Consider the following 20,443-nt stretch of genomic DNA (forward strand, 5'->3'; position numbering starts at 1 on the left):
TTTCGGATAAGAGCTTCGTTGGCGCATAGAAATCCTGGCGATAAGGGTGATCGCGTCCGCTTAAAAATACGCGGACACCATCGCCCTTAATGCTGGAGTTCGGAAGGTGAGTTCGCCGGACGCTTACGTACCAGCCTGGAAGTGCGGGCAAGCTAGCTCAGTTTGCTGTATGCCCGGCATGCGACAACCCTGTCCAGCTGGTTGGGCTGTATGAGCTACCGCCTAACGTGAAGAACCCATTCGGGAAACATGCTACTAAGAGCATTCGCGGCATCGCTCCATTTGATAGTGAGGCCCGTAACGATTGCCCGTACTTCAAGCCTCGCCAGCATAAGAAAACAGAACGAAAAACCAGGTTTGACGGCGTCCCGCGGAAGATTCTCAAGCTATTGATCGAACAGTTCGATCGCGTGGTTTACATCCTGGAGAAAGAGACCCAACTGGTCCTTTCCGAGAACGCGTTGAGAGGCATGCTGCAGCGTTACAAGGGAGAGCGTGGCTACCTCTATACCGGCGCGACGCTTCGCAATGTGCCATGGATCTTTGCTTACATGTCGGACGCCACCCGCCTGTTTGGCCAGAAGGTCAGTGGAAATGCTGAGCTGGTGAAAGCTATTGCCGCTGAGGTGCCGGGGGCGGAAATCAGCAGCACTGGTCGGCTGGAATCGAAGAAGGTGCCTGGTTCGAAGGCGGCATATTTTGATCTCAAAATGAGTTTCATCCGCCATCGAATCGTCAAAGACAGTGAAGCGTCTGGCTTGGTTGAAAGCATGGAGTTTGTAGTGTCACAGCCTCGCGGAGGTGAGCTTGAGCACATTCACAAGGAAGTCATCAAATTCGATTCGGCTTGGTTCGAATCTCTTATCCGGATGCCGGTTGATCATCCTTATCGCAGAATGGATAGAGTGAAGATGGCCCGGGAGGAACTGGGCGATCTGCTGGAGCTGACTCAGGCCTGAGGAGGCCTGCTGTAAACCACTTTTTTTCACTGTAAACCACAGTGGTTTACAGTGAAAAAAGTGGTTTACAACGTAGCTATGACACGCGCCCTGGCCACTCCCCAGGCCAGCGCGCTCCTCATTGGTTCGTTCAGCCGGACGTCGAACACCTGTGCTGCTCGGGGCCTTGCCACGCCGCGGTGTCCTATAATTCATCTTCAGCTGAATGGAGCAAAATGTTGTGAAGCGCACATTCATTGGAATGGTCGAGGCTGGTGAGCCACTGATGAGGCAAGCGCTTGAAGCTATCCGACAGGCCCACGAAGCGGAGGCTGCTGGATTGCCAGACCTTGAGGTACAGCGTCTTCACCTATTGGCAGATTCGCTCTATCAGGCGGTCATTGATTTTCAGCTCCTCAAAGCAGGTAAACCACCGTCGACTATCCAGTGAGGACCTGCCGCTACATGACGAAAAAGATACCAGCTCTTCTCCCCGACCACCCCATGTATACCGACGCAGTGGATGCGATGAAGCAATACCACGAGGCGCAGGCTTCTGGCTCATCTGCCGAAGAGGTTGAGCGCCTGCGTCAAATCGCAGAATCACAATTTCGGGCTGTCAGCGAGTATCAGCTCAACGCTCTGGGATATCAGTCTCGTCGTCCGCACTGAAGGGATAACCGATCCGGAGGTAGCTTCAGAATCCATCAAGCCAAGCGGAAGACTCACGACGCGGTCCGATTGATCAGCGAGACGGTCGGGAGGGTTTGCACACAGCCCCAAAAAAAAAGCAGCTCCCGAGAGCTGCTTTTTTCTTACTCCCCCTTTTTGTGCTTGTGGGGTTTCAGGTCCGGATGGTCCTTCTGCTTTTCAGGGGTGACTCGCTGCCTTTTGTCCGGAGTGCCATCTTCATTGGTGCGCTTTGGGCCTGGCTTGATGCTCATGCAAAACTTCCTTTTCCGCTTGGGTTGTTGAATGCAGCTATGTAATTAGTCCAGCTTCTCTCAGCTGTCAAAGCAGGCTGGTGCAGAACCGCCTGGCCGATGATCCGGTCCACATCGAACATTCAGAGGCCAGAATAAGAGCCTCCGACAAAGGGCTTACAAGGGGCAGTGAAATCCAGCGCTGAGCGATACGAAGACGTCTGGACGTTCATCATGCCGAGCACGGTGTGGAACAGGTTGTCGTGGCTCAGCGGTGACGTGGTTTGAGCTTTCAAACAACCCACGTTGACCTTTTCGCTCTTCGCGAGCGAGTCAGACATCCAAAGTACCAACGGCACCTTTGTTTGCTCGTCAGGAGCCATCGCGTAAGGCAGCCCGTGTAGATAGAGCCCACCCTCCCCCAGCGATTCGCCGTGGTCCGAAACGTACATCAGCGCAGTGTCGAACTTGGTGTTGGCCGCCAGGATATCGATGAGATTTGCAGTCACATAATCGGTGTAGAGGATTGAGTTGTCGTAGGCATTGACCACCTCCTCCTGCTTACATTTGTCGAGCTCGTTGGTCTCGCACACCGGTGCGAATTTCTTGAATTGCGAGGGGTAGCGCTTGTAGTAGGCCGGGCCGTGACTGCCTTTGTAGTGGAGCACCAGGACAGCATCGCCTTCCTGGCGCTTGATGAAGTCTTGCATCTCCGTGAGCAGCACCCCGTCCTTACACTCCTCGCTGGTGCACAGTTGGGAATCCGCGTGAGAGGCAGCCTTGTGGTTGGGAACCCTGTCGCAGACCCCTTTGCACCCCGAGTTGTTGTCAGTCCACATGACACTGATGCCAGCGCGTTGAAGCACGTCGAGCAGCCCTTCTCGGCTCTTGGCCAAGCCATCTTTGTACTGGGCCTTACCCACGTCCAGGAACATGCATGGCAGCGAGACCGCGGTAGCGGTACCGCAGGAGCTCACGTTCGTGAAGCTAATGACATTTCGCTTTTCTAGTTCCGGATTCGTTTCACGGGAGTAGCCGTTGAGGGAGAAGTTGGCGGAGCGAGCGGTCTCTCCTACTGCCAGTACCAGCAGCCTGGGTTTACGAGCCGCACCCTGTCGATTAACTACCGCATCAGTACCAATGGCCGTCAGCGTTTTAGGTGAGGCCAGCTGACGCTTCAGGTACCCATGGCCAGCCGCAAACAAGTTGGTAGGTACCAGAATCAGCCGGATCTCCCGATTGTTGCGCAGCAAGGAGGCATACGACTGGTACTGACTCAACGCGATGCCAGATAAGGTCAACAGAGCGAGCGACAGAGCAATGAACCTGCTGACCAAAGCTTTGGCCCAAGGCTTGCGCCGGAGGGGAACCCGGGCAATCAGGTAGACGGGCAACACCCCAACCATTGCGACCCAAAGACCGAGCTTCCAATTCAGCAGCTCGGTTGCCTCAGCGACGTCGGTCTCCACAACGTTGGTGAACATTGTGTAATCGATCACGATGCCGTAGGCATTCATGAAGTAACTCGCAAAAGACGCGCTGATCAGTACCAGGCACAGTATGGGTTTGGCCAGCCGCCCCCATGACAGCAAGCTCAGAACGGTAAACACCCATGCGAATACTATGACTGGGAGGCTAGCCGCTAGCTGCCAGTTCACTTCATCGGTTTTGAATACCAGCTTCCAGAGCACGTTCCAGAGCTCAGCGTTCGCGAATAGCAGTAACCAAAAAGTCACCAGGCCGATTAGCAAATTAGTACTGATGCCTTTCTGCCGCGCATTGCGAATAGCAAAGATCCATTTGCTTAACAGGGTGTGAACAATGGATTTGGAAGGTGTCATTATCAAACTCTGGAAGCTGCTTATCCATGGCGGTAGCTATGGAGTTAGCGGGAGCTACAAGGCAAACCGTCGACAGATGCTGAGCGATTGCGCAATGTGCGGAGCGTCAGAGGCCTTAGGCCCCTAGGCGTTGGGGACGCTTAGTATGTGTGAGGCATAGGGATAAAAAGAGAAATGAATCTCGCTGAGCGCATTATTTCCGGGACCTGATAACGACACGATGACCTCGGGATTACAATGCTGACAGAAATCCAATTACTGCTGTTTTGATTGTCATTGATCACGCTATGATCAAAATTAGGGGGATACTACCCACCAAAAGCAATGCTCCGCTCAGCTAGATAAATTTAATTTCACAAACAAAACGGTTTCGTTTTGTCGTAGGCTAATTTTGAACTTTCAATTCAACTTACAAGTCTTTCTCGCGAGCAGAATATTATTTTCAACTTTTGCTCGTTAATATGTCACCCATCAATGAGGGGCGAATACCATGAGCTTTTTCAAAAACATCCTGGGCGGGCACCATGGCCGTGGAAACCACGGTGGAGGCAAGCACCACAGCGGGGGACATGGGGCCGAGCAATATGATCGCCATGGCCGGCAGCAGGGCTGCGACGGCGGTAATCAGGTGTATGACGGCGGGCGCCCTCCCACTCCTGCCCCCATCAAAGATCTGCAGGGCTGCAGGCAGTGCCGGACGGCCAACGATCCGTCAGCACGCTTTTGTCTAAACTGCGGAACACCGCTATCGAGTGGTTGCACCGCCTGCGGCTCGCTGCTGAGTGCAGGAGCAAGATTTTGCAGTCACTGTGGCCAAGCGACGCTCTAAGGCTAGGTAGACAGGAAGGCCAACGAGACCACAACCCTGCGCAAGGAGAAATACGTGGGTTCAAATCATGACCATGGCAGCGCTGCAGTACGCGAGGGGCATCAGAAGAAGCTAATCATGGCGCTCGGCTTGACTGGCAGCTTCATGATTGCAGAAGTGATCGGTGCGTGGATTACCGGCAGCCTGGCGCTGCTGTCGGACGCATCTCACATGTTCACAGATACTGCCGCCTTGGCGATCTCACTGATTGCACTTCAGATAGCCAAGCGGCCGGCGGATCAGAAAAGAACCTTCGGCTATGCGCGCCTGGAAATTCTGGCTTCGACGTTCAACGCCGTGCTGCTCTTCCTGGTGGCGATGTACATCTTGTATGAGGCCTACCAGCGCTTCTTCATGCCGGCGGAGATCGCTACCGGAGCGATGATGTGGATCGCAATCGCCGGCCTGATCATCAACCTAATTTCGATGCGCCTTCTGGCATCTGCGAGCAACGAAAGCCTCAACGTCAAAGGAGCCTACCTCGAAGTTTGGAGCGACATGCTCGGCTCGCTTGGCGTAATCATCGCGGCACTTATCATCCGCTTCACCGGCTGGACCTGGGTCGACACGATTGTCGCTGTGGCGATCGGCCTTTGGGTTCTGCCGCGGACGTGGCAGTTGCTTCGCGAAAGCCTGGGGATCCTCATGGAGGGTGTCCCGAGGGGGCTCGACGTTACGGCAATCGAGGCCACCATCCTCGGAGTAGATGGCGTGACGGACGTTCATGACTTGCACGTGTGGGCTGTCAGCAGTGGCAGTAACGTGATGACGTCGCACGTAGTGGTTCGGGATTCTGCAGATGGGGATGCTGTGTTGGCGGCCGTCGTGGATGCTGTCAGCGATGCATTCGAAATCCATCACTGCACCATCCAGATCGAGCGGGCAGCTTTCCACGAGAGCGTTCCCTCACCCTCGCACTGACCGATCGGTAAACACCATGCAAACACATCACCCTCCTGGCTGAGGGTGATGTTGCAAAAAAAATGCGGTGAGGGATGCCGTAAACGGCAAGAGCGCTTCAAGGGGGTTGGTGAATGGCTTCGCCTGCCCTCGTCAACAACCTCCAGAAGGCTCAGCGATGGCCTGGATCATCACGAAGTACCTACTCACTGCCGGTATAGTGATTCTCGTGTCAGAGCTGGCGAAACGCAGCGACAAGCTGGGCGGCTTGGTCGCCGCCCTACCCTTGGTCACGGTCGTGACGTTGGTCTGGCTCTATTTAGAGAACCAGAGCATGGAGAAGATCTCCAACCATGCTTGGTACACGTTCTGGTACGTGCTTCCGACCCTACCGATGTTTATTGCTTTTCCATTGCTGCTACCTAAGCTCGGCTTTTGGCCGACACTGATCAGCAGCATCCTCATCACAATGGCCAGCTTCGGAGGCTTCGCCATACTGCTGCGCCGGTTCGGCATTGAGCTTCTATGATCCGGTGGCCGCAGGGATCATCTTGATGAGTCTTAACGGCTATTAACACACTCGCCCTTCACCAGGTAGCGAACCATGTGCAGTTCGCCTTTCGAGTCTTCGTAGGTCATCATGCTTCTTACATTACCGCAGTACCGCACACTGGGTGATACATACACCAACTTACCAACGTCCAGGTCCATGCCATAGGCGTAGTCTTCTAGTTGAGGCATGGGCTTTTTTACGCGTTGAGCATAATCCGCTGTAGCCTCTCTAGCAGTACGCTCGATGCGTTTATTGATCTCCATACCGCTTTGGGCATTGGCTGTTAGTGATGTAAAGAGCAAAAACACGGCGATCGCTGATACAGTAGTGTTCATAAGAAGTCCCTTAATAAAAAAGCGCCCGTAGGGGGGCGCTAAAATTCACCTACCAAAGGAGCGTATGGTTTACAGGTGAATGCACTGGCGCGAACAACTGCTCGGTGCTCTTGCCAAGCTGCTTTGAAATGAGACAATTTCCAAAGCAGCGATGCCTCTTCCGCTGCCCTTAAACTAGCAAAGGAGGCTAACACCAAGATGATCGGGCAATTACAATTTGGACATGTAATAGATTGTAAGATAATTATTCGAGAGAATATCGAGCCGCCACGTGAACTAATTTGCAGAAAGGCGCTGCGGTTTGCGGCCGTGCATGGGGTCTGCCTGCGTGGCGCCCTCGATCCAAGGCCAGTACCAGTCCTTGCAAGCTAACGACCGAAATGCTGCCTGTCCTGGCCGATTCCACCTGCCAGGCGAATCTGTCATACACCGCCGCAGGCCCCAGAATCCGCTATGCTTAGGGGTGGAGCCTGCATGACTGTCAGAAATCTTGCGGCTACATTACAAATTTGTAGGATTTCGCCGCGGCCAGCTTCTTCGCGTTAAGATTCAAGCGTCCTCAGGTGACCCGGCGTATGGACAGAGGTAGCGACTACCACATGCCATACCCTCAGCCAAACTTTCGAACAGCCTGCAACCATAATCTTGGCGGATTAGGCCAACTCCTTCCTCACACCTTGAGATAAGTTATGCGCGTTCTAGTTGTGGAAGACGAAATTAAAACTGCCGAATATCTTCAGCAGGGCCTATCCGAAAGCGGGTATGTCGTAGATATCGTGCACAACGGTGTAGATGCTCTGCACTTGTTCAACACTAATGTCTATTCGTTGGTCCTCCTGGACGTGAACCTCCCGGGTATCGACGGCTGGGACCTGCTGGAAACCATCCGTAAGACCAGCCGGGTCCGCATCATCATGCTGACCGCCCGCGGACGCATCAATGACAAGCTCAAGGGCTTGGACGGCGGCGCGGATGACTACCTTGTGAAGCCATTCGAATTCCCTGAGCTGCTTGCTCGCATCCGTTCGCTGCAACGCCGTGGTGATGAGTTAGTCGAGAAGAGCTCGCTGAAAATTGCCGATCTGGAACTCGACTCCGTCCGCCATCGCGTCTTCCGCGGTGGCACACGCATCGATCTCACCACCAAGGAATTTGCGCTTCTGCACCTGCTCATGAGCCGAACGGGCGAAGCGCTGACTCGCTCTCAGATCATCTCGTTGGTCTGGGATATGAATTTCGATTGCGACACCAATGTCATCGATGTAGCCATCCGGCGCTTGCGCTCGAAGATCGATGACCCGTTTGAAACCAAGCTCATTCACACGCTTCGTGGCGTTGGGTACGTTTTTGAGGAACGCGCATGAGGCCATTCAGCCTGGCTGCAAAGCTGGGGTTAAAAGTTGGGTTGATGAGCGCAGCGTTGCTGCTTCTGTTCGCCACCTTTGGCTATCTGATGGTAGGCAAGGCTCTGGAAAGAAATGCCAGAGCAGACCTGGAAGTAAAGATGGCGGGGATGGCTCACAACCTGTCCACCATCCCGGACATCTCCGGCGTCAACGCGGATGCGCATCAGCTTGTCGATTTGGTCATGGGCCACAACAACCTGTATGTGAGCATATTCGATACCTCACAGAATCAGACTCCCCTGCTCTCGATTGGCTCGAAACAGGTCAATCTGGAGGTGCACAAGTTTCAGCCGGCGGCCCAGCCCAAAGAGCACGAATGGCGTGATACGCAGGACCGTCCTCTGCTGAGTGCTTCTCGAATCATGCGTTTGGGCGATGGAACAGAGGTCAGCGTCTATATGACCATGGACCAGTCATCCAGTGAGGCGCTGCTCGATGCGTTGCTGACCTGGGCCTTGATGATGTCCCCCGTCATCCTCGCACTGATCTTGGCCATTGGCTGGTGGACTGTGCGCAGAGGCCTGCTACCACTGACCAAGTTCCTCAAGATCGCCTCGAAAATCTCAACCGAGAGCCTCGACCATCGCCTTCCAACTGATGGGATGCCGGCAGAACTCAAAATGCTCGCCGACGGCATCAACATCATGCTGGCTCGCCTGGATGATGGGGTTCAGCAGCTCTCGCAGTTTTCTGACGACCTTGCTCACGAACTTCGAGCACCGCTTTCCAACCTGATGGGCAAGGCCCAGGTTGCCTTGACCAGAGAACGATCGCTTTCCGAGTACCGGGAGGTTCTGGAGTCGTGCACAGAAGAGCTGGACCGCATGAGCCGCATGGTTTCCGACATGCTGTTCTTGGCCCAGGTCAGTCATCCAGCATCAATGGTGGAGTTCGAATCCGTCTCCTTGGTCGACGAGGTTCAGCGAGTGTGCGAGCTCTTCAGCATTTCAGCAGAAGAAGGCGAGATTCAGCTGCAGATCTCCGGCAGTGATGACGTGGTGCGCGGGAATCGCCTGATGGTTCAACGTGCCGTCTCGAATCTGGTCTCGAACGCGATCCGTTACTGCCCTCGCGGCCGCACGGTCTACGTTAAGGTGCAGCATAGTGCGAGCGGTACGACGTTGAGTGTCGGCAACCCCGGCCGTGGTATTGCCAAGGAACACCACGCGCACTTGTTTGAGCGGTTCTACCGTGTGGACAAGAGCCGAGCACGGAGCGAAGGCGGTACCGGTCTTGGCTTGGCCATTGTGCAGTCGATCATGAGTCTGCACCAGGGATCGGCGAGCGTGGAGGTGACCGAAGAAAACTTCACCTGGTTCCACCTTCACTTTCCGGAAGCCCAGCAAATGCAGCCGGCAATGACCGCCGCTTAAATTGCGCAGACACGATTAGGCCCGTCAATCGACGGGCCTTTTGTTTGCCTCAATGCATCAGTGCCGAAGGACCACAGGGTCCATGGGCGACCGCAGAATCACCGACTTAATAATCTTCTGTTCGTCAGGATTGGCGTTTTTCCACAGGTGTGAGAAGTACTGAGCATTCACTTTCTCTTGAGCACTTACGCTGCCGGCGGCATCGATCAGGCGCATGGTCGAGTAGACACAGATCAGCGCCAGAATGAAGAACGCCGTGGCGACCACCATCACATAACGCTTGGCCAGCACCGGTGCCCGCTTGAGCTCCTGGATAGAGGCGTCCGCCGCCTTTGTCGCTGCTGTAAGCTCCGAGATCAGTGGCTGGATGGCGGTGTCGACTCCGCGGCATGCAGCTGAATACGCTGATGCAGCGGCGCGCAAGGCAACCTCCTCCGCGTTCGACCAAGCCTTCTCCGCCTTTCGCACCTCCTCCTGAATCTGCCGGCCGACAGCGTCCACCTGCTCCACCAGTTCGTTCGACCTCTCCAGAACAGCGCTGGAGGTGCGCGTCTGCGAGGTCAGCTCATCGAGCTGGACAGTGAGTTTTTCAGTGCAGCGGCGAAAGTCACCGATAGCAACTGCCCAGGGCTCTATGTCATTCATGGCTATCTCCTAGGGCGGCCAACAACGCCGCGCTGAATTAACGCGCTAGATATCAAAATTGTAATTTAAGAGAAAATTCGAAGTCGCCCTCGACAGTGCCGAGATAGACATGATCCTTCCAGATTTGAAGATTTAACGCATCCTATCTGCAGCCAAAATTACGGAATTGTAATTATTGACTCACCTTGTCGTTAGCTTCGCGTTCCTAAACTACAAACCAACAAAGGCCGCTAATCAGGTTGGCCTAGTATGAACCGAGGTTCACAATGAAATTTGTCAAATCTATCGCTATTGGCAGCCTGCTGCTGGGTCTCATGGGTACCGCTTACGCTGAAGGCGGCTTCGAGCGAACGAAACAGTTCAACGAGAACTTCCGAACCGAACAGGCTCGCCTATGGAGCGATGACTCTTCGGACCAGAACAAACAACAAGTCGCTCAAGAGCAAAAGAAAGAAAGCAAGGATGGTAAGGAACAAGCCGACAATTAATCGGCGGTTAAATAGGACTTCAAATGACGAAAGAAATCGACAAAAAAGCCAGGGTAAAACCTGGCTTTTTTGTGCTTGGAATTTAGCCTTCGTTCTTGCGAGGCGTTTCCGCATTGCTTTCTCCGGCCAGACCCTCGGCACCTTGTGCGGGGCGTTTCCAATGGCACAGCAGGAGCTGGCTGGCGTTCGCTTCGGTGATCGATGTGCAAGCTAGATCAGCGGGCAGACCATCCTTGCTGTCTCGCAAGCGCCTGGACAGATAGAACGAGCCATCCCGCGGCCACTTGGCAGGATCCTTGATGTTCTCGGACTTCCCGCTGCTGTAAAACTCCGACGAGTATGAGCGGCGGCCAGGATAGATCAGGGGAGCGGAATGAGCAGACTGCACATTGAGCCAGGCTTGAACCACATCCCGCTGATTCTGAGGGCGCTCCTCTAGTACCCCGGCGTAGATGATGCCCGCACCGATGATTGGCAACACCAATGCGCTCGCAGCGGCAGCCCAGGTGGTCTTCGGGCCAACTTCGCTGACCCGTGCAGACAGCAGCAATGCCCACGCTGGCAGCGCGGGTAGCAGGTAGGTCCACAGAATGTTGCCTGCAAATGTGAAGAAGACCGGTGTCGCCAAGGCCCACAGCCAGAGGTAGGCTTTGAAGCGCTGCATCGATCCACGCTTGCGGATCAACAGTGGTAGAAACAAGGCCCATGGCAGTAGCGACAATCCGAGCTGGATCCAGATGCTGCCGTACGGCTTGGCATGAGCACTACCATAGAGGTCCCCTGCCCAGTTACTGACGACGTAGCGGCTCCAGTGCTCACCAACGAAGAAGTACTCCATGAAGCCGGGCGTTTTCATCTCGGCCGCGACATACCATGGCACGGATATACCGAACATGAGTACAAGGCCGCTAATCCAGGGAAGCCTCAGTACCCGTCCCCATTCCTTGTAGATAACGAACCAGGCGAATGCCGGCGCCCCCATAAGCACCAGGGTCAGCGGCCCTTTGGCAAGCAAGCCCAGCCCGAGACCTGCGAACATCAGGTAGGCATCCGCCTTGCTGGCGCACTTCATCCAACGCCAGAAACCGTAGCTGGCCAGCAGAATCGAGAACGACAAAACAGGGTCAGTCAGCACAACACCGCTGGAGACCAGGCCAAGTGTGGTGCTGGAAAAAATAATGGCAGCCCAGATGCCGGCGTTACGAGAAATCTGCTGCGTGCCGAGTTTGATGATGATGAAACAGCTTGCCAGGTGGAGTAGCCACGCTGGGAAGCGCGCAGCGAACTCGTTAACGCCGAAGACCGTCATGCTCGCGGCCTGGGTCCAGAAGGACAACGGAGGCTTGCCCCAGAACGGTACCCCGTAGTCGAACATGGGCGTGATCCAGTCATTCAACTCGACCATCTTGCGAGCCATTTCAGCGTAACGGGCCTCAGATGTGTCCATCAGCGGGTAGATGCCCAGCCCCACCAAACGCAATAGCAAAATCGAACCCAGGACCCACCACAGCGTCCTCTCGTTCTTCAGGTTCAGCATTTCTTACCCTCGATCGAAGCCATCGAAGGGTGGAGTGACACGGGATCTGCCTTGTTGCTGTGCTTCAGGAAATAGAGAGGCCGGCGCTTCACTTCCGCGAGTGTCACGCCCAGGTACTCCCCCACCATGGCGACACCGACGCACATGAATGAAGCCATTCCGACGATCAGGTGATGGATGTCGAAACTGCCTGCCACAAGCGACGCAAGCATGTAGCAGATGCTGGAGACGAAAAGACCGAAACTGATGAGGCTGAAAATGCGCAGTGGTTTGCGAGAGAAGCTGACGATGCTCTCGATGGCCAGATTGAACAGGCCAGCTGCATTCCATTTGGTGCTCCCGGCATGGCGAACAGTGCGATTGTAGGGCAGTTCGATGGTACGAAAGCCTACCCAGCCGATCATGCCTTTGAGAATCCTGGAGCGTTCATCCAGGGCCCGCAGGGCTGCCAGCGGCGCAGGCCCAATCAATCGGAAATCGCTGACATCGGCCGGCATGTCCACCTTCTCCACCAGGCGCTGCATGACCCAGTAGTAAGCCCGGGCACTCATGCGCTTGAACCACGAATCACCGATTCTCAGGTTGCGCTGCATGTTCACCACGTCGTAGCCGCGTTGCCAGTAGTCCACCATGGCCGCGATGAGCTCTGGTGGATCCTGCAGGTCGACATCAATGAAGATCAGCGCACTGCCACGGGCATGGTCTATCCCGGCGCTCAGTGCAGCCTCTTTGCCGAAGTTGCGACTCAGGGACAGGCAACGTACAGATGACCCATCCTGATAGTGGCGAAGAATGTCGGCCGTCCGGTCATTACTGCCGTCGTCGACATAGAGGATTTCGCAGGAGACGGGTAAGCGCTTCACCACGCGGGTGATTCGCTGGTGGAACTCGGGGATGGTTTCCTCTTCCTGGAAGCAAGGGACCACGATGGTTAACAAGGGATCAGGGCGCTCGGGAAAGCGATGTAATGTCTGCATGATTGAATGTCCAAAAACGATGTGCAATGAATCCAAGTGCAGTGAGGCTTAAGGTCACTACGACTTGGGAGATGAGCGGTGACAGATTCGACTTGATGAGGAACCACATACCCACGCCATTGCCGAAGTTTGTGGTTAACGCGACCAGTGCAAACCTGACAGGCTGAAACTTACGAGAGCCATCTGCCACAAAACAGAGCGCCCTATTTCCAATGAAGCTCGCGATTGCGCCAACCATGCCGCCACAGATACTGGCCAGTAACGGAGTAACGAATTCTGTCGTAACCAGCAATAGGAACACCGCATAATGGACTCCCGTTGCTATGAAGCCGATCCCCAGATAACGAATCAGTAAGGTAGTAAGAGGTGGGGTTTGATTTTCCATGCCCAAAGCCTATGGAGGCAAAGGTGAAAAAATAGTGAACTAAATGTAAATGCGTAATTAGCCGAATCTATATATGGTAAGTAACAAGTCGGCGCACTAGGCTAGCACGCTACAATATCAGAGGGATTGCCTGAAAATTACGCTTTCGAAATAAAAGCCTTCCGATAACGCATGCATGACCCGTGGATTACAATGTTGACAAGATAAGGAAACACCGGGTGGCATTGAGATAGATTCCCCGAATTAAGGGGGACCTAATGGTTACACAAAATGAAACATATACAAGCAGCGTTGTTCCTTACAGCCCTGACATATTGGATGATTTGCCAATTGATGATCAGCTGGCCGTAGAGTTTTTCGCAACAGCACGTTGTGCCAGTTTCAAACAGGCTGCCCGAGGGCTCAATGTGCCAGTGGTAGGCCTGCGGAAACGCTTGGAGAAACTGGAAGAGCACATTGGTGCTCCCGTGTTTGTCTACAAACACAACAAGCTTGCCCTGACCCGCACAGGCGAGAGGGTCAGCCATTACCTGTGCCAGCTCTTCGGCCCAGACGGCCTTGGCAAGTCCGGTGAAAAGGAAGTCCCCAGGCTTACCATCGCGATCACAGAGCCAGTGCTGAACGACATCGTAAACCGCGATCTAGTCGCCTACGTGCGTGATCATGCCGAAATGCAGCTGGAAATCCATTCAGAATGCACAACGCAGATGCTTTCTGAGTGTGAAGTCGATGTGGGTATCGCTTTGGTGAGCCCAGATGATAAAGGCGCGCTTGATCGCCATCCTACGTATAGGTTTGAAAGGCTTGGCCGGATTGGGCACGCCCTGTTCATTTCCAGCCGCTATTCAAGAAGCGTCACCCTTCCAGTGGAGAGCTTGGATTTGCACAACTTCATGCTCGTTGTCCCTTGGGATGAAGAGATCTTGGCGGGCTCACGAAAGTGGGCATCGATAATGGCTGAGCATCAGGGCGGTACCACTCGGGTCAAGAGCTACAACCTATCACGAGGCCTTGTCGTTGGCGGTGCGTGTATTGGAGTGCTGCCCGACTACAGCCGAAAACTGGAGAGAAATATCCTACCCGTGCCGGGTTTCCTGGACGACCTGGAGGAGAAAGATGTCTATCTTGTTATCAAAACGAAGCTTGTCCGCAATCCGCAGGTTTTGGAAATTCGAAGATTGATCAAGAAGAGCTTCTTTGATAAGAAGGACTGGCTTGTTCGGTAACAGTTTTGTTAGGTTTCAAACTCCTCCGTTAACACTACAGAAACACAACTGTCATATTCGCTTGCAACCTAGTCAGAGTGCTTAGAACAAAGGCATCTTGTTACAGCGGGTGACAACCGTGGCCTGCTCCCATCTGCAAGATAAATTTAGGCCGGCGCAGGGCGAAATATAACGTCGGTAGCTAAGCACTTAACATACGAGAGGCAAGCAATGATCCGTTCTTCGAACATGCGGGAAAAGCTGTTGGCTGCCGCAATAATAGGCACATTTTCCTCGCAAGCATTCTCCGGAACAGTAACCACTGACGGAGCTGACATCGTTCTGAAGACCAAGGGCGGTCTTGAAGTATCGACTTCTGACAAGGAATTCAGTTTCAAACTGGGCGGCCGAGTTCAGGCCGACTACGGCCGTTTCGATGGTGTCTTCACCAAGAATGGCGATACCGCTGACGCAGGCTACTTCCGTCGCGCCTACCTTGAGCTCGGTGGCGTGCTGTACCGCGACTGGAAGTATCAGCTCAACTACGACCTTTCCCGCAACACGGGCAACGACTCCGACGGCTACTTCGACGAAGCCAGCCTGACCTACACGGGTTTCAAGCCGGTGCAACTGCGCTTTGGCCGTTTCTACACCGACTTCGGTCTTGAGAAAGCCACCAGTTCGAAGTGGACCACCGCCATGGAGCGGAACCTCTCGTACGACCTGGCGGACTGGATCAACGACAACGCCGGCATGGGTGTTCAAGCCACCAGCACCATCGCTGACATGGCTTATGTTTCCGGTAGCGTTTTCAGCGAAACCAATAACAACTCGGATGGCGACAGCACCAAGCGCTACAACGTACGTGGCGTGTTCGCACCGCTGCACAGTGATGGCAACGTCCTGCACGTCGGTGCTCAGTACGCTTACCGCGACCTCAAAAACAGTGCGGTCGATACCCGGATTCGTTCGCGTCTGGGCGTCCGCGGTGTAGATACCAATGGCGGCGGCGATGCCGGCACCAACGGCAACCGCATGCTGTTTGGCGGTGCTGCTGCACAAGATGGCCTGTGGAAGGACGACTCGGTCTGGGGTCTCGAAGGTGCCTGGGCCACCGGCCCGTTCTCGGTTCAAGCGGAATACCTTCGCCGCAAGCTGAAAGCTGACCAGGCCAACAACGACATGAAGGCCTCCGGTTACTACGCCCAGATGGCTTACACCCTGACCGGCGAGCCGCGTATCTACAAGCTCGATGGTGCCAAGTTCGACACTATCAAACCAGAGAACAAGGAACTGGGGGCCTGGGAAGTCTTCTACCGCTTTGACGATATCAAGGTCGAAGACGGCAACCTGGTCACCGCGGCGGACCAATCGAACGAGCGCAAGGCCAAGAGCCACACGGTGGGTGTGAACTGGTACGTCAACGAGGCGGTGAAAGTCAGTGCCAACTACATCAACGTGCGCACCGACAACAACGAGAACACCGTGGGCGACGACAGCGGCAATGCCATCGTGACCCGCCTGCAATACGTCTTCTGATCCCTCTCATCAGTCTGACGTGAGAAAGCCGGAAGCGCTCAACGTGCTTCCGGCTTTCCTGTTTCTGGAGGTGATCAAGCATGGAGCGCCCTCCTCCTACCTGCTTTCGCTTACCGATGACCGCTCTTGCCAAAGCTCGGCGAATCTGATGTGATTGCCGCGTCGGGCTTTGCATGGTGGCCGTGCAAGCAAATCAAACCTGACTCCTATTCATGATTGAACCTGATTCGACGTCCAGCTTCGCGTCTAACGGCCCTACAAGCGCAGCTACCCCAACGTCGCTCATTAGGGGATAGTCATGTCTGCAAAAAAGCTGCTTCAACCTCTCGCTGCTCAGCTGCACGCCTCGTTCTCGGCTTCTGGCCGCCCGTACTCTCATCTGCACCTCCACCAGCTGTTCCACGCGGCCATCGGCTCCGTTGCACCGCAAGTTGCCATCCAAGACAAGCTGCCAATTCAGGTCTGTCGTGACAACGAGACACGGCAGTACAACCTCTACGCGGCGGTCGAGCGGGCGAAAACGTGCTTAGGATTGACCGATCTTCAAGCAGTCGGTGTGGCTGAAGAAGTCATTGAGGTGCTACGAACTGCGGGAATCGGCGTGAACCAGGTTCGCCTGCTCCTTGACCCCTCCTTCAGCTCGAAGACTCGCAAAAAGGCCTTCAAGGCTCTCTGCAAGAACCTGGATCTGAACGAGCTAGGCGATCGCTTCGTCCCCAAGACTGCCACGTTGGCCATCGCTGCTGGTATTGCGCCGCCTCCCAAAATGTCGTGGAAGGATCGCTTCGCCCTGGCTGCAAATTCCCCCATGCGGGGGCCAAGCGAGCTCATCAGCATGGTCAACCGGGATGAGTGTTATCTGTGGGTATTCCCACCGACTGACCATCATGCGACGGCTCCAGCGACGCATGACCGTTTCTTTGGTGAAAAGACCCACCCGAGCGCAGAAATGGGCATGGGGTTCAGCATCATCGATTCCGGCTGGACCCGCCCCAAGTACCCGCTATCCAGGCAGTCACAAGAGACCTTCATCCAGTATTCGCTTTCTGCGCCGATGTGGTCCTGGCGCGCACAAAGTGACACCTGGCGCCTGGGAAACATCCTGCGTTCAAGAATCCTTGACGGGGCTCCTTGGCATAACGAGCCTCTGAGTGACGTGCTTCCGAGCGGCCTTAAATCCCTGCCCCGGATCTATGGGTGCGAAACCTGCCGAACGCTGTTCATTGAGAATCACAGCGACTACCCGGATGTACCCACTCAGTGCCAATGCGGTGAGGCGAGCAGCACGGGTGACCAAAACGAGTCATCTGCTCTCAATAGCTGATTTTCCTTACGGTGGCGGGCTGAGCCCCCCGTTAGGGATTGGCTATGGGAGCGGGATTCGCTCACCCCAAACCTGAAGGCGCCGCCACCTAACCGAGCGATATGAGCTGAATGCTCGCGGAGTAGATATGCAAAAGAGTAAAAACAAACAGGACACCCTGGCGGCGATCAATGCGCTTGTCGAGATTGCGTATGATCAGGGATTTGCGGACGGACACGGAGTCGGCAATCAAGTCGGTTTCGTAGCCGGTGTCATGAGCCTCAAAGCTGCATTGGCCTGCGGCTTACGGCATGGCTCACCTGAGTGCGGAAAGGCCCTTGAAAGCCTCAAGCGCATCGGGATCGACGAGTGAGAGAAAAGTACGGGTCGTGCGCTGATCGCGCACGACCCGTACTTCTACTTCAGGTCATTTCCCTGCTTAGCTTCATGATTGAAGCTCAGGGATCAGGTGCTTCTGCGGTAGGCCAACAGGCGCAAGGCGTTGAAGACGACCAACAGTGTGGAGCCCTCATGGATCGCAACAGCGGCACCAATGCTCAAGCCCATGATGGTGGACGGAACCAGGATGGCCACAATCCCCAAGCTGACGAACAGATTCTGGTGGATGATCGATCGCGTGTGACGGCTCAGCCCCACCGCAAATGGGAGTTGCCTGATGTCGTCAGCCATAAGCGCGATATCAGCCGTTTCCAGGGCAACATCAGATCCAGCAGCCCCCATTGCGATACCAACGCTCGAACTGGCCATGGCAGGGGCATCATTGACGCCGTCACCCACCATGGCCACCTTGGCGCTAAGGCGCAGGTTTTTGATGGCCTTGACCTTGTCTTCCGGCATCAGGTCTCCCCACGCTTCATCTAAGCCAACTTGTTTGGCTACAGCCTCTGCAACGCGGTTGTGGTCTCCAGAAATCATGACCATGCGTTCGATGCCCATCTCTCTAAGCTTCTGGAGTGCCTCTTTGGCCCCCTCCCGGGGTGTGTCCAATAGCCCGATAGCGCCCAGATCCTTGTCAGCACGCCGTACCACCATGGTGGTACGGCCTGACTGACGTAGACGCTCCGCAGCCTCCAGGGCTGCCTTGCTGAGTGCGGGAATACCATTGGTACCGAACATCTCGACCTTGCCAATCCAGACGAACTGCCCATCAAGCTCAGCACGCACGCCGCGGCCAATCATGTTGCTCATGTTCTTGGCTTGGAATCGGCGCCGTGTGCCAATCATCTCTTCACCGTCACGCACAATTGCCGCAGCCAGCGGATGGTCGCTCATCGACTCCACAGCGATGGCGACGTTTAGCAGATCCTCGATCTGCGTGCCGCCTATGGGTATTACATCGGTGATACGTGGGCGCCCTTCGGTCAGGGTACCGGTCTTGTCGAATGCCATGGCATTCAATGATCCAAGCTCTTCAAGTGGCGCACCGCCCTTGATCAGCACGCCACCTCGGGCTGCCCTGGCGATGCCAGAGAGAATGGCGCTTGGTGTAGCGATCGCGAGCGCGCAGGGGCTGGCTGCAACCAGTACGGCCATCGCCCGGTAGAACGAGTCACGGAACGGCTCGTCAAGGAAAATGCCGGCAAATAGCAGCCCGACTACCAGCAGTAAAACCAACGGGACGAATATGCGTTGGAAGCGGTCCGTGAATCGCTGGGTCGGTGACTTCCTGACTTCGGCTTCACTGACCATCTTGATGACCCGCGCCAAGGTACTCTCCGTAGAGCGCCGTGTTACCTCAACCTCGATGAGCGTTTCGCCATTGATGGTACCGGCGAAGACTTTCGAGGCTGCATCCACTGCATCTGGCTTGCTGCGTGCGAGTTCGGCATCAGGAACAGGTTGCTTGTCCACGGGGACGCTCTCACCGGTTACTGGCGCCTGGTTGATACTTGAGGAGCCTACGACTACAAAACCATCGGCCGGCAGGCGGTCATTGGGGCGCACGATGACAACGTCACCGGGAACCAGCAGCTCCACGGGCATCTCCACCGTGCCATTTGCTCTGCGTACGATCGCGGTGGCTGGTGCGAGCTTGGACAGTGCCTCAATCGCTTTCTTGGCCCGCCCCATCGCGTAGCTTTCAAGGGAATGCCCCAGACTGAACAGGAACAGCAGCAGAGCCCCCTCCGCCCAGGCGCCGATGCTCGCGGCACCGACTGCGGCGAGAAGCATCAGCGAGTCGATCTCGAAGCGTTTCTGACGGATGTTGGTAACCGCTTCCTTAGTGGTGAACCATCCACCGAACACGTAGGCCGACACGTACAGAATCAGAGGCAGACGATCAATCAGGCCAAGTTTTCCTGCGAGAGCTCCGGCACCCAGGAGAGCACCACAGATCAGCGCGAAAATCAGCTCTGTGTTCATTCCAAAAATGCCGCCATGCTCATGGCTATGACCTTCATGCCCGGCTTGGTCATCAGGGCGTTCAAGCAAACTCTTCATAACTCGTCCCTTCTGGGGTCAAGGCTTCCAATTGCCCTCTGCAGTTGGGGAGCCGTCTCTGTTGGTTGGCTAAGATCTATTGCACGGTTTGCCCGAGCCCAGGCGTTAACATTTCGAAGCTATGGGGTATCGGGCGTAATAAAAAATGCCAGGCACTGCCTGGCATTTATGAATTCTCTAATTGTTCTGTTCAAATCGTTTACTACTTGTTGTTGATGCATTGCGAATACATCGAGTAACGAACAGTCTTGAGCGTGCCCTGGGAGTCCTCGAAGGTCATCAACCGTGGATAGACCTGGCAGGTACGGGGGTCCTGCGACTGACGTACGAATTTCGCAACGTCTATCTTCATGCCATATTTGTAATCCTGAATCTCTGGCATTGGCTTGCCATTTTTCTCCGCGTACTTGGCCACTGCGGTCTGGTGTTCCTTGGTGTATTGAAGCTGCTTGCTCTCGGAGAAAGTGTTGGCCTGCGAAGCCACCGAGAAAACAACAAGTGCAGCAGCGATAATTAGCTTTTTCATAAAACCCTCTCAATTTCAAAACTTCTCGGGCGTAACCTTAGCAATGCATAGGCATCACCGGCATGACGAGAAACTTACAATTTTGAAAGGTAAGTGCATCTACTTCACTTTAATCGAGTAGGAGGCGGGTTCACACCCGCCGTCCTCTCACACCACCGTGCGTACGGTTCCGTACACGGCGGTTCAGGCTATGCGGCTAAGCCGGTTGATCGTATCCAGTATCGAGACCAGTCCGAGT

At 55.0% G+C, this 20,443-nt stretch carries 21 protein-coding genes and 1 pseudogene; 13 read left to right on the top strand and 9 right to left on the bottom strand.

What is annotated here, in order from left to right; genetic code table 11:
- Positions 1 to 113 precede the first annotated feature (113 nt).
- From JNA92_RS25285 to JNA92_RS25295, 3 genes and pseudogenes are all read left to right on the top strand, one after another.
- Positions 114 to 959: pseudogene (locus JNA92_RS25285) on the top strand (hypothetical protein); the annotation flags it as partial.
- Between the two features lie 205 nt (positions 960 to 1,164).
- On the top strand, positions 1,165 to 1,389 hold the full coding sequence (locus JNA92_RS25290) for a hypothetical protein (protein ID WP_011953103.1): 225 nt from the start codon (positions 1,165 to 1,167) through the stop codon (positions 1,387 to 1,389).
- Between the two features lie 14 nt (positions 1,390 to 1,403).
- Entirely contained in the window at positions 1,404 to 1,610 is a 207-nt protein-coding gene (locus tag JNA92_RS25295; RefSeq protein ID WP_011953104.1) for a hypothetical protein, read from the top strand.
- 143 nt (positions 1,611 to 1,753) lie between these two features.
- Here the strand turns inward: JNA92_RS25295 and JNA92_RS25870 are convergent, their stop codons facing one another.
- Both JNA92_RS25870 and JNA92_RS25300 read right to left on the bottom strand, forming a co-directional pair.
- Positions 1,754 to 1,882, bottom strand: coding sequence for a hypothetical protein (locus tag JNA92_RS25870; RefSeq protein ID WP_003253468.1), 129 nt, complete (start codon positions 1,880 to 1,882; stop codon positions 1,754 to 1,756).
- A gap of 122 nt (positions 1,883 to 2,004) precedes the next feature.
- Complete coding sequence (locus JNA92_RS25300) at positions 2,005 to 3,702, bottom strand: phosphoethanolamine transferase (protein ID WP_003298414.1); 1,698 nt, start codon at positions 3,700 to 3,702, stop codon at positions 2,005 to 2,007.
- 490 nt (positions 3,703 to 4,192) lie between these two features.
- Here JNA92_RS25300 and JNA92_RS25305 point away from each other — a divergent pair, with 490 nt between their 5' ends.
- From JNA92_RS25305 to JNA92_RS25315, 3 genes are all read left to right on the top strand, one after another.
- Positions 4,193 to 4,531: a zinc ribbon domain-containing protein gene (locus tag JNA92_RS25305; RefSeq protein WP_071890582.1), complete on the top strand. Its 339-nt coding sequence runs from the start codon at positions 4,193 to 4,195 to the stop codon at positions 4,529 to 4,531.
- A 54-nt stretch (positions 4,532 to 4,585) separates the two neighbouring features.
- Complete coding sequence (locus tag JNA92_RS25310) at positions 4,586 to 5,491, top strand: cation diffusion facilitator family transporter (protein WP_010951438.1); 906 nt, start codon at positions 4,586 to 4,588, stop codon at positions 5,489 to 5,491.
- 157 nt (positions 5,492 to 5,648) lie between these two features.
- The gene (locus tag JNA92_RS25315) at positions 5,649 to 5,999 is read left to right on the top strand and encodes a DUF3147 family protein (protein ID WP_011953105.1); all 351 of its coding nucleotides are present in this window, start codon (positions 5,649 to 5,651) and stop codon (positions 5,997 to 5,999) included.
- A 32-nt stretch (positions 6,000 to 6,031) separates the two neighbouring features.
- Here the strand turns inward: JNA92_RS25315 and JNA92_RS25320 are convergent, their stop codons facing one another.
- On the bottom strand, positions 6,032 to 6,358 hold the full coding sequence (locus tag JNA92_RS25320) for a DUF2790 domain-containing protein (protein WP_011953106.1): 327 nt from the start codon (positions 6,356 to 6,358) through the stop codon (positions 6,032 to 6,034).
- 689 nt (positions 6,359 to 7,047) lie between these two features.
- On the opposite strand from JNA92_RS25320, the gene JNA92_RS25325 reads away from it, so the two are divergent.
- Positions 7,048 to 7,722, top strand: a complete 675-nt coding sequence (locus JNA92_RS25325; protein WP_003253457.1) for a heavy metal response regulator transcription factor — start codon at positions 7,048 to 7,050, stop codon at positions 7,720 to 7,722.
- Positions 7,719 to 9,137: a heavy metal sensor histidine kinase gene (locus JNA92_RS25330; RefSeq protein WP_011953107.1), complete on the top strand. Its 1,419-nt coding sequence runs from the start codon at positions 7,719 to 7,721 to the stop codon at positions 9,135 to 9,137. The genes JNA92_RS25325 and JNA92_RS25330 overlap by 4 nt, the downstream gene beginning before the upstream one ends.
- A 57-nt stretch (positions 9,138 to 9,194) precedes the next feature.
- Here JNA92_RS25330 and JNA92_RS25335 read toward each other — a convergent pair whose 3' ends face one another.
- A complete protein-coding gene (locus JNA92_RS25335; protein WP_010951442.1) occupies positions 9,195 to 9,782 on the bottom strand; it encodes a hypothetical protein in 588 nt (195 codons plus the stop codon).
- 266 nt (positions 9,783 to 10,048) lie between these two features.
- Between JNA92_RS25335 and JNA92_RS25340 the strand changes: the two genes are divergently transcribed.
- Entirely contained in the window at positions 10,049 to 10,270 is a 222-nt protein-coding gene (locus JNA92_RS25340; RefSeq protein ID WP_010951443.1) for a hypothetical protein, read from the top strand.
- Between the two features lie 82 nt (positions 10,271 to 10,352).
- Here JNA92_RS25340 and JNA92_RS25345 read toward each other — a convergent pair whose 3' ends face one another.
- Genes JNA92_RS25345 through JNA92_RS25355 form a run of 3 tightly spaced genes read right to left on the bottom strand, consistent with a single transcriptional unit; the run spans position 10,353 to position 13,169 of the window.
- Complete coding sequence (locus JNA92_RS25345; protein ID WP_010951444.1) at positions 10,353 to 11,807, bottom strand: phospholipid carrier-dependent glycosyltransferase; 1,455 nt, start codon at positions 11,805 to 11,807, stop codon at positions 10,353 to 10,355.
- Complete coding sequence (locus JNA92_RS25350) at positions 11,801 to 12,784, bottom strand: glycosyltransferase family 2 protein (RefSeq protein ID WP_010951445.1); 984 nt, start codon at positions 12,782 to 12,784, stop codon at positions 11,801 to 11,803. Before JNA92_RS25350 ends, JNA92_RS25345 begins: the two co-directional genes overlap by 7 nt.
- Positions 12,750 to 13,169 (bottom strand): GtrA family protein, encoded by a 420-nt coding sequence (locus JNA92_RS25355; protein WP_010951446.1) that lies wholly within the window; start codon positions 13,167 to 13,169, stop codon positions 12,750 to 12,752. Before JNA92_RS25355 ends, JNA92_RS25350 begins: the two co-directional genes overlap by 35 nt.
- A 257-nt stretch (positions 13,170 to 13,426) precedes the next feature.
- Here JNA92_RS25355 and JNA92_RS25360 point away from each other — a divergent pair, with 257 nt between their 5' ends.
- From JNA92_RS25360 to JNA92_RS25375, 4 genes are all read left to right on the top strand, one after another.
- Positions 13,427 to 14,395, top strand: a complete 969-nt coding sequence (locus JNA92_RS25360; protein ID WP_011953108.1) for a LysR family transcriptional regulator — start codon at positions 13,427 to 13,429, stop codon at positions 14,393 to 14,395.
- A gap of 210 nt (positions 14,396 to 14,605) precedes the next feature.
- Positions 14,606 to 15,913: an OprO/OprP family phosphate-selective porin gene (locus JNA92_RS25365; protein ID WP_009395904.1), complete on the top strand. Its 1,308-nt coding sequence runs from the start codon at positions 14,606 to 14,608 to the stop codon at positions 15,911 to 15,913.
- 298 nt (positions 15,914 to 16,211) lie between these two features.
- Entirely contained in the window at positions 16,212 to 17,237 is a 1,026-nt protein-coding gene (locus tag JNA92_RS25370) for a hypothetical protein (RefSeq protein ID WP_011953109.1), read from the top strand.
- A 127-nt stretch (positions 17,238 to 17,364) separates the two neighbouring features.
- A complete protein-coding gene (locus JNA92_RS25375; protein WP_010951451.1) occupies positions 17,365 to 17,589 on the top strand; it encodes a hypothetical protein in 225 nt (74 codons plus the stop codon).
- A gap of 92 nt (positions 17,590 to 17,681) precedes the next feature.
- Here JNA92_RS25375 and JNA92_RS25380 read toward each other — a convergent pair whose 3' ends face one another.
- Both JNA92_RS25380 and JNA92_RS25385 read right to left on the bottom strand, forming a co-directional pair.
- Complete coding sequence (locus JNA92_RS25380) at positions 17,682 to 19,679, bottom strand: heavy metal translocating P-type ATPase (RefSeq protein WP_010951452.1); 1,998 nt, start codon at positions 19,677 to 19,679, stop codon at positions 17,682 to 17,684.
- Positions 19,680 to 19,881: 202 nt separating this feature from the next.
- Complete coding sequence (locus JNA92_RS25385; RefSeq protein ID WP_003253432.1) at positions 19,882 to 20,205, bottom strand: DUF2790 domain-containing protein; 324 nt, start codon at positions 20,203 to 20,205, stop codon at positions 19,882 to 19,884.
- Positions 20,206 to 20,443: the final 238 nt, after the last annotated feature.

The sequence above is a fragment of the Pseudomonas putida genome, assembly GCF_022627325.1.
Classification (GTDB): domain Bacteria; phylum Pseudomonadota; class Gammaproteobacteria; order Pseudomonadales; family Pseudomonadaceae; genus Aquipseudomonas; species Aquipseudomonas putida_X.

Excerpts from the sequence above, each read along its gene's own strand:
- JNA92_RS25290 (WP_011953103.1), top strand. The coding sequence starts at position 1,165 with ATGGAGCAAAATGTTGTGAAGCGCACATTCATTGGAATGGTCGAGGCT.
- JNA92_RS25295 (WP_011953104.1), top strand. The coding sequence starts at position 1,404 with ATGACGAAAAAGATACCAGCTCTTCTCCCCGACCACCCCATGTATACC.
- JNA92_RS25870 (WP_003253468.1), bottom strand. The coding sequence starts at position 1,882 with ATGAGCATCAAGCCAGGCCCAAAGCGCACCAATGAAGATGGCACTCCG.
- JNA92_RS25300 (WP_003298414.1), bottom strand. The coding sequence starts at position 3,702 with ATGACACCTTCCAAATCCATTGTTCACACCCTGTTAAGCAAATGGATC.
- JNA92_RS25305 (WP_071890582.1), top strand. The coding sequence starts at position 4,193 with ATGAGCTTTTTCAAAAACATCCTGGGCGGGCACCATGGCCGTGGAAAC.
- JNA92_RS25315 (WP_011953105.1), top strand. The coding sequence starts at position 5,649 with ATGGCCTGGATCATCACGAAGTACCTACTCACTGCCGGTATAGTGATT.
- JNA92_RS25320 (WP_011953106.1), bottom strand. The coding sequence starts at position 6,358 with ATGAACACTACTGTATCAGCGATCGCCGTGTTTTTGCTCTTTACATCA.
- JNA92_RS25325 (WP_003253457.1), top strand. The coding sequence starts at position 7,048 with ATGCGCGTTCTAGTTGTGGAAGACGAAATTAAAACTGCCGAATATCTT.
- JNA92_RS25330 (WP_011953107.1), top strand. The coding sequence starts at position 7,719 with ATGAGGCCATTCAGCCTGGCTGCAAAGCTGGGGTTAAAAGTTGGGTTG.
- JNA92_RS25335 (WP_010951442.1), bottom strand. The coding sequence starts at position 9,782 with ATGAATGACATAGAGCCCTGGGCAGTTGCTATCGGTGACTTTCGCCGC.
- JNA92_RS25340 (WP_010951443.1), top strand. The coding sequence starts at position 10,049 with ATGAAATTTGTCAAATCTATCGCTATTGGCAGCCTGCTGCTGGGTCTC.
- JNA92_RS25345 (WP_010951444.1), bottom strand. The coding sequence starts at position 11,807 with ATGCTGAACCTGAAGAACGAGAGGACGCTGTGGTGGGTCCTGGGTTCG.
- JNA92_RS25350 (WP_010951445.1), bottom strand. The coding sequence starts at position 12,784 with ATGCAGACATTACATCGCTTTCCCGAGCGCCCTGATCCCTTGTTAACC.
- JNA92_RS25355 (WP_010951446.1), bottom strand. The coding sequence starts at position 13,169 with ATGGAAAATCAAACCCCACCTCTTACTACCTTACTGATTCGTTATCTG.
- JNA92_RS25360 (WP_011953108.1), top strand. The coding sequence starts at position 13,427 with ATGGTTACACAAAATGAAACATATACAAGCAGCGTTGTTCCTTACAGC.
- JNA92_RS25365 (WP_009395904.1), top strand. The coding sequence starts at position 14,606 with ATGATCCGTTCTTCGAACATGCGGGAAAAGCTGTTGGCTGCCGCAATA.
- JNA92_RS25370 (WP_011953109.1), top strand. The coding sequence starts at position 16,212 with ATGTCTGCAAAAAAGCTGCTTCAACCTCTCGCTGCTCAGCTGCACGCC.
- JNA92_RS25375 (WP_010951451.1), top strand. The coding sequence starts at position 17,365 with ATGCAAAAGAGTAAAAACAAACAGGACACCCTGGCGGCGATCAATGCG.
- JNA92_RS25380 (WP_010951452.1), bottom strand. The coding sequence starts at position 19,679 with ATGAAGAGTTTGCTTGAACGCCCTGATGACCAAGCCGGGCATGAAGGT.
- JNA92_RS25385 (WP_003253432.1), bottom strand. The coding sequence starts at position 20,205 with ATGAAAAAGCTAATTATCGCTGCTGCACTTGTTGTTTTCTCGGTGGCT.